Origin of the sequence: Algorimicrobium echini, assembly GCF_900115185.1 — a bacterium.
Taxonomy (GTDB): domain Bacteria; phylum Bacteroidota; class Bacteroidia; order Flavobacteriales; family Flavobacteriaceae; genus Algorimicrobium; species Algorimicrobium echini.
Window position 1 is genome coordinate 73,787 of sequence record NZ_FOVN01000006.1, and the last position, 11,607, is coordinate 85,393.

At 33.2% G+C, this 11,607-nt stretch carries 11 protein-coding genes; 3 read left to right on the forward strand and 8 right to left on the reverse strand.

The genetic code is table 11. The annotated features are described in order from the left end of the window. Window positions 1-44: 44 nt before the first annotated feature. The 7 genes from BM239_RS12845 to BM239_RS12875 all read right to left on the reverse strand — a co-directional run bounded on the left by BM239_RS12845 (window position 45) and on the right by BM239_RS12875 (window position 5,621). Complete coding sequence (locus tag BM239_RS12845) at window positions 45-605, reverse strand: RNA polymerase sigma factor (RefSeq protein WP_092209271.1); 561 nt, start codon at window positions 603-605, stop codon at window positions 45-47. Next, window positions 596-1,708, reverse strand: coding sequence for a glycosyltransferase (locus BM239_RS12850; protein ID WP_092209273.1), 1,113 nt, complete (start codon window positions 1,706-1,708; stop codon window positions 596-598). The genes BM239_RS12845 and BM239_RS12850 overlap by 10 nt, the downstream gene beginning before the upstream one ends. A 5-nt stretch (window positions 1,709-1,713) precedes the next feature. After that, window positions 1,714-1,917 (reverse strand): membrane or secreted protein, encoded by a 204-nt coding sequence (locus tag BM239_RS12855; RefSeq protein WP_092209275.1) that lies wholly within the window; start codon window positions 1,915-1,917, stop codon window positions 1,714-1,716. 92 nt (window positions 1,918-2,009) lie between these two features. Continuing rightward, window positions 2,010-2,804 carry an anti-sigma factor gene (locus BM239_RS12860; protein ID WP_092209277.1) on the reverse strand — a complete coding sequence of 265 codons (795 nt, stop codon included), beginning with the start codon at window positions 2,802-2,804 and terminating at the stop codon, window positions 2,010-2,012. A 2-nt stretch (window positions 2,805-2,806) separates the two neighbouring features. Continuing rightward, a complete protein-coding gene (locus BM239_RS12865) occupies window positions 2,807-3,346 on the reverse strand; it encodes an RNA polymerase sigma factor (RefSeq protein ID WP_092209279.1) in 540 nt (179 codons plus the stop codon). 71 nt (window positions 3,347-3,417) lie between these two features. Next, window positions 3,418-4,431 (reverse strand): UDP-N-acetylmuramate dehydrogenase, encoded by a 1,014-nt coding sequence (gene murB, locus BM239_RS12870; RefSeq protein ID WP_092209281.1) that lies wholly within the window; start codon window positions 4,429-4,431, stop codon window positions 3,418-3,420. Next, window positions 4,431-5,621, reverse strand: a complete 1,191-nt coding sequence (locus tag BM239_RS12875; protein ID WP_092209282.1) for a pyridoxal phosphate-dependent aminotransferase — start codon at window positions 5,619-5,621, stop codon at window positions 4,431-4,433. Before BM239_RS12875 ends, murB begins: the two co-directional genes overlap by 1 nt. 123 nt (window positions 5,622-5,744) lie before the next feature. Here BM239_RS12875 and BM239_RS12880 point away from each other — a divergent pair, with 123 nt between their 5' ends. Next, the gene (locus tag BM239_RS12880; RefSeq protein WP_092209284.1) at window positions 5,745-7,097 is read left to right on the forward strand and encodes a PDZ domain-containing protein; all 1,353 of its coding nucleotides are present in this window, start codon (window positions 5,745-5,747) and stop codon (window positions 7,095-7,097) included. A gap of 53 nt (window positions 7,098-7,150) precedes the next feature. Here BM239_RS12880 and BM239_RS12885 read toward each other — a convergent pair whose 3' ends face one another. Further along, the gene (locus tag BM239_RS12885) at window positions 7,151-7,576 is read right to left on the reverse strand and encodes a DUF1573 domain-containing protein (RefSeq protein ID WP_092209480.1); all 426 of its coding nucleotides are present in this window, start codon (window positions 7,574-7,576) and stop codon (window positions 7,151-7,153) included. A 186-nt stretch (window positions 7,577-7,762) separates the two neighbouring features. Between BM239_RS12885 and BM239_RS12890 the strand changes: the two genes are divergently transcribed. After that, on the forward strand, window positions 7,763-10,399 hold the full coding sequence (locus BM239_RS12890; protein WP_092209286.1) for a valine--tRNA ligase: 2,637 nt from the start codon (window positions 7,763-7,765) through the stop codon (window positions 10,397-10,399). Further along, the gene (locus BM239_RS12895; protein ID WP_092209288.1) at window positions 10,399-11,205 is read left to right on the forward strand and encodes a DNA/RNA non-specific endonuclease; all 807 of its coding nucleotides are present in this window, start codon (window positions 10,399-10,401) and stop codon (window positions 11,203-11,205) included. The genes BM239_RS12890 and BM239_RS12895 overlap by 1 nt, the downstream gene beginning before the upstream one ends. Window positions 11,206-11,607 lie beyond the last annotated feature (402 nt).

Sequence of the window (11,607 nt, forward strand, 5' to 3'; positions counted from 1 at the left end):
TATGGGAAATAAATGGCTATTGTGCTAAAGTGCTAATTAGAATTTTAGCTTAAGTGCGACTGGTTTTGAATAATATCGGCCAGTAGTTTTTTGGCACGAAGTAATTTAACTTTTACATTGTTAATGGGTTCGTCTATTTCTTGAGAAATTTCTTTATAACTCAATTCCTGAAAGTATCTTAAATTAATGACTTTTTGATAATGTGGTTTTAGTTTTTTAATATCACGAAGCAATTTTACTAAATTCTGTTCGGTTATTAGTTTGTCCTCTGGTGAAGGCGAATCATCTAAAATGTCTTGATAACCAGTATCGTTAGTATGGGCTATGTTTTGTGAAATGGAATTTTTTTGCTTCCTAATTAAATCAATATGAATGTTTTTGGAAATGGTAATAAGCCAAGTTTTAAAACTGTATTCAGTTTTATAGGTACTAATTTTATCGAATGCTTTTGAAAATGTTTGGATGGTAATATCTTCTGCATCGTTTTCGTTCTGAACACGCTTTAATTGAAAACCATATACATCATCCCAAAACGAATCCAATAAAAAATTAAAGGCTTTTTGGTCATTGTTTTTGGCGCGCTCTATGGCTTGGGTTATTTCCAATGTTTAGGTTTTGATATCAGGTTGGATATAAATATAGTTAAATGAAAAACAACTAAAAAGAATTCTAGAAAAGGAAGATAGGGTAGCAAATCTTGTTCGTCTAATTTTTTCGATATAAATGATACAATTATAAACTGACAGATAAAACGCAATACCATAATAACCAGCACTACTTCCCATTTAAATAAAAAACTTAACAACACAATGCCTGACAGCCAGAATAATAATTGTGAAATATAAAATAGGGCTAATACAATTTTATGGTGCACTTTATAATGCTCGGCAGTGGTTACATGTCGTTTTTTTTGAGTAACCCAAGCTTTGAAAGTTGTTTTTGGATTAGATAGTGTAAAACTGTTTTTGGTAACACAAATGTTGGTATTGTTAGCTGTGGCAATTTCATTTATAAATAAATCATCATCACCAGACCGAATATGCATGTGTTTCATAAAGCCACTAGCTGCAAAAAAAGCATCTTTAGTATAGGCTAAATTTCTACCAACACCCATATATGGCAATCCCATTCTGGCAAATGAAAGATACTGAATGGCAGTAAATAACGTTTCAAACCGGATTATTTTGTTGAGAAATGAGTTTTTAATTTTGGTATAACCACCATATCCTAAAACAATTGATTTTTCGGTATTGAAATGAGCTGTCATTTCTGAAATCCAGCTTCTGGAATTAGGTTTACAGTCGGCATCAGTAAATAATAAGTGGTTGTTTTTGGCTGATTTAATACCTAATGTTAAAGCATATTTTTTATTAGCCCAAAAAGCTTCGTTATTTTTTACGTTTACAATTTTAATGTTTGGATGTTTTTCTGCAAAAGATTCCATTACCTCCATTGTGTCATCATAGGATGCATCATTAATTAAAACTATTTCAAAATTAGGGTAGTCTTGAGAAATAATTAACGGCAGAAATTTTTTGAGATTTTCGGCCTCATTTTTGGCGCAAATTATTAAGGAAATTGGAATATTTTTAGGTGTCGGACTGCTTTCTTTTTGAAAGGCAAAGGGGCTAAAAAAAAAGAGGTAATAGCAAACCTGAAAACATGCTACTAATATAAATGTATAGTAGAGAATGTCTAGTATGAGCATTAAAATTACGAGTGTTGAGGTTCGTTACAGTTCTCAAATTGATCTGGTGTTTTGCCGCAAAAACCACAAGCTTCACCTTCTGTGTTTAACATAGGGTTTTGACTTGCACAAGTGCCTGCAAACTTTCCATCTTTTTTTGCCCATATTTTAATGGCAATTCCTGCAACAGCAATTCCTAATAATGCTAATGTTATTAAAAAAAGTTTCATAAAAATTATTTTTGCAAAGATACGGATTTTTAAAAATAAATAAGCCTCGATTTTCAAAGAAAACCGAGGCTTATTTTAGGGTTTAAATAGTGTTATTTGTTTAAGGTAATTTCAGCAACAGAGTTTTCCTTTGTAGCACTTAATGTACTGCCTTTTTGTTCAATGGTAATACTTAATGCTAAAGCATCTTCGGTGTAGGGAATAGATTTTAACTGTCTGTCTCCTTCACTTAAAATACCTAAATTAACCATTTTGTCTTCTAATTCAGCCCAAATTTGATAACATTGCTCTTCGGGAAGTTGTGGTAAAGAAACCACATCTAACATAGAGGTTTTCTCTTTTGGATTTATGTAGGCTACTGTTTTTAAATTTTTTGCACGATTGTTACCGTTTATAATATACTTTTCAGTTTCTGGATTATTTAGTTGATTCATTTGGCGCATAATCTCATCTAAACGCATATTTTTCTGATCTAAATCATCTAACCTGTCGTAAATTTCATCAGCAATTTTTTGATTTTCAATTTTTAATAATTGATTTTGTTGATAAAATATATACGTTGTACTAGCAAACATAATAGCAATAACACTAGCAGCTATACTTAACTGAAACCATTTTTTACGTGATTTTGGTTGGTTAAGTTGTACTACTGGTGTTTCTTCATCCAATGTATTTAAAACAGAATTTAAAATACTTTTTGGTGCTTTAACAGATTGACTTTGCGCAACCAATTCTAATTGGTTTTGTAAGTTATTGTAAGCTTGTTCTACTTCAGGATATTTGGAAATGTAAGATTCTACAGTTTCAGTTTCTACTGAAGTTGTTTGGCCTATTAGATATTTTTCTAGTAGGTCAGAATTTAAAAATGTAGTTATTTTATCATTCATGACTATTTTGTTTCTGGATCGTAAATTTTTTTAAGTTCACGAAGTCCAATTTTTAATCTCGATTTTATGGTGCCAAGCGGAATATCCAACTCGTCACTGGCTTCTTGTTGTGTCATACCCTCAAAAAAGAGCGCGTTTAAAACAATCTGATATTTTTCATCAATTGAACTTAAATGCTTTTGAATGTCTAGTACGTCTTGATTTAAACTATCACCTGTTAATGTATATACGTCCGAAGCGTCTATTTGGATTTCCTTACTGGCTTTATTATTATACGAACGCACTTTGTCAATAGCTGTGTTGTAGGCAATTCGGTAAAGCCATGTAAATAATTTTGCTTTTTTTGAATCGTATGTTTTGGCTTTTTTCCAAACTTTAATAAATGTTTCCTGTAGAGCATCTTGAGCCATATCAGGATCGGTTAACACTTTTGAGATGACACCAAAAAGGGCGTCGCCATAATTTTCATATAATAATGAAATGGCTTTTTTGTCGCCTTTTTTTAATAGGCCAACGATTTCGTCTTCTATAGGTGTGCTCAATTTTTTTGGTTGACGTTAGTTTTAGTTTCTTAAATGCATAAGAAAAGTTAAAGTTATATAATTCTATTCAATTAAATAATATTTACTTCTGCTTCAATTTTTATTTTAAATAACCGGTAAATGGTATCTTGGATTAATTGGGCTAATTTAAGAATGTCCGAACCTTTGGCGTTACCATAATTAACCAGTACTAAAGCTTGTTTTTTATGAACACCATAATCACCAAAACGCTTACCTTTAAATCCAGCTTTTTCTATCAGCCAACCTGCAGGTACTTTTACTTCTACATCTGAAATTACATAACCAGGAGCGTCTGGAAATTCTAATTTCAGGTGGTTGTATAATTTGGTTGAAATAACCGGATTTTTAAAAAAACTGCCACTATTTCCTATTATTTTAGGATCAGGTAATTTACTTTGCCTGATAGCAATTACGGCTTTTGAAATATCTTGAATTGTTGGGTTTTTAATTCCCATTTCTGCTAATTGCGCGGAAATAGAGCCATAATTAGTTTGGAGCTTGTGCTTGTTTTTTGATAGGCGAAACGTTACACTGCAAATAACAAATTGTCCTTTAGCACCCTGTTTAAAAATAGAATTTCTATAGTCAAACTGGCAAGCTGCTTTATCAAACGTTTTCATCGTGCCCGAACTTGTCATTAATGCGTTACAAGACACAAAACTATCTTTTAGTTCCACACCATAGGCACCAATGTTTTGTATAGGTGCGGTTCCAACATTTCCTGGAATTAAAGATAAATTCTCTAAACCACCATAGTTATGTTTCAAACACCATAAAACAAATTCGTGCCAATTTTCGCCGGCATTTGCCTTAACAGTCACGAAATGCTCTTCTTCTGAAACAATGGTAATGCCTTTCAAATTTATATGAATAACTAATGCATCCATATTTTTAGTGAGTAGCATGTTACTACCACCTCCTAAAATAAATTTTTCAGGGTAGTTAGGCAAAGCTAAAACATGTTGTAATTCAGCAATAGAACTAACAGATATAAACTGTTTAGCTATTGCATCTAATCCAAACGTGTTGTAGGGTTTTAGTGATATGTTATGTACGATTTGCACTAGTCTTTATAGACTTTTAAGGCTTCTTTTAAAATGTTTACCGCCTTTACTAAACTATCTTTATTCAGCACGTATGCAATACGGATTTGATTTAATCCAACACCAGGAGTAGAATAAAAACCAGCAGCTGGAGCTACCATAACCGTTTCACCATTAATATCAAAATCCTCCAATAACCATTGGGCAAATGCATCAGAATTTTTAATTGGCAGTTCAACAATACAATAAAAAGCGCCTTTAGGCTTGGCAACTTTTACACCTTCAATTTTTTCTAATTCTGCAATTAGAATATCACGACGCGATACATATTCTGTTTTTACTTCATCAAAATAACTTTGCGGTGTTTGTAAGGCAGCTTCGCTAGCAATTTGTGCTAATGTTGGTGGACTTAAGCGTGCTTGAGCAAATTTTAAAGCAGTTGCTATAACATCTTTGTTTTTGGAAACCAAACAGCCAATTCTAGCACCGCACATACTATAGCGTTTGGAAACAGAATCAATCATTATAGCGTGTTCTTTTAAGCTTTCTTCCTGCATAATTGAGTAGTGCGTGATACCGTCGTAAGCAAATTCACGGTAAACTTCATCAGCAATTAAAAACAAATCGTGTTTAATAACGATTTCTGCTAATTTCTTAATTTCTTCTTTGGTGTACAGGTAACCTGTAGGATTTCCTGGGTTACAAATTAAAATAGCTTTTGTTTTGGGTGTGATTAATTTTTCAAACGCATCAATAGGTGGTAAGGCAAAGTTATTTTCAATTTTTGATATTACGGGAACAATATTTACACCAGATGCAGTTGAAAACCCATTGTAGTTGGCGTAGAAAGGTTCTGGGATTATTACTTCGTCATCCACATCCATAATACTACCAAAGGCAAATAAAAGTGCTTCACTGCCACCTGTAGTAACTATAATATCTTCTTTTACTAAATGAATCTCATGTTTGCTGTAGTAATTAGCAATCTTGGCTCTATATTCATCAGAACCTTCCGATCTGGTATAGGCTAAAATGTCTAATGAATTAATTTTTACAGCATCTAGAGCTATTTCAGGTGTTTTTATATCTGGTTGACCAATATTTAAATGGTAAACCGTTTTTCCTTTTTTGTAGGCTTCTTCTGCAAATGGAACAAGCTTTCTTATAGGCGATTGTGGCATTAATGCGCCTTTTTGAGATATTTTTGGCATGAGCTTATAGTATTAAAGGCGTAAAGTTCTGAAAATAATATTGATTTAATTGTTAAAAAGACGTTGTAATTAGAGAATTATCGGGAATTTGTTGTAAATTAAAGTTTCTTTCATGCTTTTTATATGAAACGTTCTAAATTTATTCTCGTTGTTCTTGCGCTCTTGGTTGGTTTAAACTTACAATCACAAGAGCAGGGATTTCAATTTCAGAACGGAAAAACTTCTGATAAAATTCATTTTCAATTAATCAATAATTTAATTGTTATTCCAGTGGTTATAAATGGAATGCCTTTGTCTTTTATTTTAGATAGTGGTGTTACGAAGCCTATTTTATTTGATAACCTAAATGGCTTGGAAGTGTTAAATTTAGAAAAGAAAGAAACTATTTTTTTAAAAGGATTAGGTGAAGGACTACTAGTTCAGGCTGCAAAATCGACACAAAATAAAATTGAAGTCGGTAATGCTATCAAGTACCAACAAACCATTTTTGCCATTTTTAATGGTAGTATGGATTACGCTCCAAAACTAGGTGTTCCTATACATGGTATTATTGGTTATGATATATTTAAAGATTTTATAGTTGATATTAATTACCGAGCAAAACACATTAAGCTAACCAAGCCTCAATCGAAAAATAAAAAGCCTTGTAGAAAATGTGAAAAAATACCTTTAGAGTTTCATAATTCTAAACCCTATATTACTGCCGAGGTATCTATTGATAACAAACAAATTCCAATAAAAATGTTATTAGATACAGGAGCTAGTGATGCACTTTGGCTATTTGAAGACGCTTCGCAAGATATTGTTTCTACTGATAATTATTTTGATGATTTTTTAGGTTATGGATTAAGCGGAGAACTATATGGTAAGCGTTCAAAAGTTGAAGCATTAATTATTAATTCATTTGTTTTAAATGAATCGTTAGTTGCTTTTCCCTTTGGAGAATCTATTGAAACACTAAAAAAAATAAAAGATAGAAATGGTACCATTGGTGCTGAAATTTTAAAACGTTTTCACGTGACTTTTAATTATCAAGAATCCTACATGATATTAAAAAAGAATGCGAACTTTAATAATCAATTTAGTTATAATAAGAGTGGAATTGATATTGAACAGCGTGGTGTCCGACTTATTAAAAATTACTATTATCAGATTAATAACGGTCGGTTGACGTATGGAGGAACTACAGATGTAACCAAGTTTATTACTAATTCAGACTCCAGAAGTGATTACCGTTTAAATGTAGCGCCAGCTTTTGAAATTGTTAATTTAAGACCCAATAGTCCAGCACAATTAATAGGGTTACAAATGGGTGATATAATTTTAGAAGTTAATGGTGCTGATGTTAAGAAATATTCATTACAAGAAGTTGTTCAATTGTTTAAAGGTAAAGACGGTAAAAAAATGACGATTAAAGTTGAAAGAAATGGAAAGCCTTTTTTATATAAGTTTCAGTTAAAAAACCTATTAAACTAAAAACAGCCTTGAGAAATCAAGGCTGTTTTTAATAAATGTGTTTGTATCAATAATTATTGATTCATAACACTTGTACTTTTCTTTTCTAGAACACTTGTTTTGCTTGGGTCAATTACTTCCCCTTTTATTTTAAGTGCTACTGTAGGTGTTTCAGCATTTGAAAGAACCGTAATGGTTTTACGAATAGGATTCACACGATTTGTGTCATACTTAACTGAAATCTCACCTGTTTTACCTGGTGCTATTGGACCTTCTGGTTTTTTTGGAACGGTACAGCCACAGCTAGACTTTACGTCTGTAATAATTAAGGGCGCATCACCTGTATTGGTGAATTCAAAAACACGTACACCATCAGCGCCTTTTTCTATAACGCCGTAATCAATTGTTGTTTCTTTAAATTCGATTTTTGCTACTTTTTCTTGAGCGTTTGCCGCAAAGCTAATCAGACCAACAAAAAGTATAGTAATTAAATTTTTCATAATATATATGTTTAATTCGGTTGTAAACTTACTCACTTTTTCGGCATAAAACAAAAAAAATAGATGTATGGCAACGTTATAAATATGTTAAACTTGAATAGTTGCACAATAACACGTCTTTTAATTTTATTGAAAAAAGAAATATAAGTACTTTTGTGTGTTATATTTCAAAAACTATTCCAAAGTATGCAAATTCCATCAAAATATGATGCAAGTCAAGTAGAGAGTAAATGGTATGATTACTGGATGAAACACAATTATTTTCATTCCAAACCAGATCATAGAGAACCATATACTATTGTTATTCCGCCTCCTAATGTAACAGGAGTGCTTCATATGGGTCATATGCTTAATAATACCATTCAAGATGTCTTAATTCGGCGTGCGCGCTTACAGGGCAAAAATGCCTGTTGGGTACCAGGAACTGATCACGCATCTATTGCTACCGAAGCCAAAGTTGTAGCAAAATTAAAGGAACAGGGAATAGATAAAAATGACTTATCACGCGATGAATTTTTAGCGCATGCTTGGGATTGGACACATGAATATGGTGGTGTAATTCTTGAGCAACTAAAAAAACTAGGATGTTCATGTGATTGGGACAGAACCAAATTCACCATGGATGACGATATGTCTGAATCCGTGATAAAAGTATTTGTTGACTTATATAATAAAGGTCAAATTTACCGTGGTTACCGCATGGTAAATTGGGATCCAGAGGCTAAAACAACCTTGTCTGACGAGGAGGTTATTCATGTGGAACAACAAGGGAATTTATACTATCTTAATTATAAAATTGAGGGTAGTGATGAGACATTAACCATTGCTACCACGCGTCCAGAAACTATTTTTGGAGATACAGCCATATGTATCAATCCAAATGATGAACGTTTTACCCACTTAAAAGGTAAGAAAGCCATTGTACCAATTTGTAATCGTGTTATACCTATTATTGAAGACGAATATGTAGATGTTGAATTTGGAACCGGATGTTTAAAGGTTACACCTGCTCACGATGAAAACGATAAGAATTTAGGAGACAAACACAATTTAGAAGTTGTTGATATTTTTAATGATGATGCAACACTAAATAGTTTTGGTTTGCATTATGAAGGAAAAGATCGTTTTGTGGTTCGTAAGGAAGTCGTAAAAGAACTTACGGAGAATAATATTTTAATTAAAACCGAACAGCACTTAAATAAGGTAGGAACCTCCGAACGTACCAAAGCCGTAATTGAACCACGATTATCAGATCAATGGTTCTTAAAAATGGAAGATTTGGTAAAACCAGCAATTGAAGCCGTTTTAGGTGAAGATGCTGAAATTAAATTATTTCCAAAGAAATTTGAAAATACCTACAGACACTGGATGGAGAATATTCGCGATTGGAATATTTCCAGGCAACTGCTTTGGGGACAACAAATTCCAGCTTATTTCTATGGTGACGGTAAAGAAGATTTTGTAGTTGCTGAAACAGCTAAAGAAGCTTTAATAAAAGCTCAAGAGAAAACAGGAAACTCTAATTTAACTGCAGACAATTTAAAGCAAGATAAAGATGCTTTAGATACCTGGTTTTCCTCATGGTTATGGCCAATGAGTGTTTTTGATGGAATTCGGAACCCAGAAAACGAGGAAATAAAATACTATTACCCAACCAACGATTTAGTTACAGGTCCCGATATTTTATTCTTTTGGGTAGCACGAATGATTATTGCTGGTTACGAATATAAAGATGAAAAACCGTTCCAAAACGTTTATTTAACTGGTTTGGTACGTGATAAACAACGCCGAAAAATGAGTAAATCATTAGGGAATTCACCTGATGCTTTAAAATTGATTGATGATTACGGTGCTGATGGTGTTCGTGTTGGTTTATTATTAAGTTCAGCCGCTGGAAACGATTTAATGTTTGATGAGGCACTCTGCCAACAAGGAAAAGGTTTTGCCAATAAAATATGGAATGCCTTCCGTTTAGTAAAAGGCTGGGAGGTAAGTGATACGATTCCACAACCAGAATCTAGCAAGATAGCTTTAGAATGGTTCGATGCGAAATTCCAGGAAACACTCATTGAAATTGAAGATCATTTTAGTAAATACCGTTTGTCTGATGCTTTAATGGCAACTTATAAACTTATTTGGGATGATTTTGCTTCGTGGTTATTAGAAATTGTAAAACCTGCTTACCAACAACCAATCGATGCGAAAACTCTTCAGGAAGTTCATGCACAATTTGAAAATATTTTAAAAATATTACACCCATTTATGCCATTTCTTACAGAAGATATTTGGCAGTATATGGAAACTCGTACACCTGAAAACGCATTAATTGTTTCGGCATGGCCTGAACAAAAAGCCGTTAATACAGCGTTGATTGCCGAGTTTAACTTTATGCAAGATGTCGTTTCGGGTATCCGAAACATCCGAAAGGACAAAAATATTCCGTTTAAAGATGCCATTGGTTTTTCAGTCATTAATAATGAAGCAGCTTCTATATCCTTGGATTCGGTTATTATGAAATTAGGAAATTTGGAAACTATAAAGTACGTAGAAGGTGCTGTTGATGGCGCTTTGACATTTCGTGTAAAGTCTAATGAATATTTTATTCCTATTGCAGGCGCTATAAATGTTGAAGAGGAAATTAAAAAGCTAGAAGATGAATTAAAATACACCGAAGGCTTTTTAAAATCGGTTCAAAAAAAATTAGCCAATGAGCGATTTGTTGCTGGGGCTCCGGAACAAGTAATTGCTAATGAACGTAATAAAGAAGCCGATGCATTAGCTAAAATAGAAACGTTGAAAAGTAGTTTAGGAAGTTTAAGATAATGACTAACCGAACCGTTTATTCCATACTAGCCATTGTATTAGTTTTTGGTGTTTACGGTTATGAGTTTTTTTTGAATAAAAAAGAAGAACAAGCAATTGTAGATTCTGGTCGCGAGATCAAGACGCCTACAGTTGCTTTTTTTTTACCAACCAGTACAACGGGTCAAGTGGTTCATCATCAAGGTTATTCCTTAAGTTATAGTGAATCTCATGAACAGGCAGAATGGGTTGCTTACGAATTGAAAAAAGAACACCTATCTCAAACTAATTTTGAGCGTCCCTATTTTGAGATTGATAAAGCCGTAAAAACAGGCGCTGCCAATTGGCGTAATTATAAAAATTCAGGCTATGATCGTGGACATCTTTGTCCAGCTGCTGACAGGCGCTATAGCAAAGAAGCGCATGATGAAACGTTTTTAACCAGTAATATTAGTCCGCAAAATCATGACTTTAATTCGGGTATTTGGAACACGCTGGAACAAAAAACACGCTACTGGGCTTCAAAGTATAATGGTGTTTTTGTGGTTACGGGTGGTGTTTTAGGAAGGAATTTAAAAACTATTGGAAGCGAAAAAGTAGCCGTCCCAAACCAGTTTTATAAAATTATTTTAGACTATAACGATGGAAACCCAAAGGTGTTGGCTTTTTTAATGCCTCATGTTAATTCTATCAAACCGCTTTATGAGTTTGTCGTCTCGGTTGATACTGTTGAAGAGCTAACAGGAATCGATTTTTTTCCAGAATTAGAGGATGCTATTGAAACTAGAATTGAAGCTTTATCGGATTATAGAAAGTGGCGATTTTAAATTGTTTCGGATTAATTAAGTTTACCAAATATGCCGTTCCAACGGAGTTTTTAATAAATGCGACTTATACTTGATTACTGCGTAATTCAATTTATTCAAGTTTGTTTCACGACTATTTTGATTAAAATACTGAACCTAGTGAAAGGCACAGTAAATAATAAATTGATGATTTATGAACCTGTACAAGTAGTGCCATTCGACTGCACGTAACCATAGCAATTACCACTTGATGTAGTAAAGCCACAAGGTGCTCCTGGTCCTGTTTCACCAGATATCGAAGTATAAAGCCATTCACCATATGTATATGAAGAACCAGGGCATGTAAGCGTAGTTGGAGGTCTTCCTCTATTAGTTGCTTTTTGTTCAGCTTTAAATAAAACTGTTCCTAATTATTTTAAATTT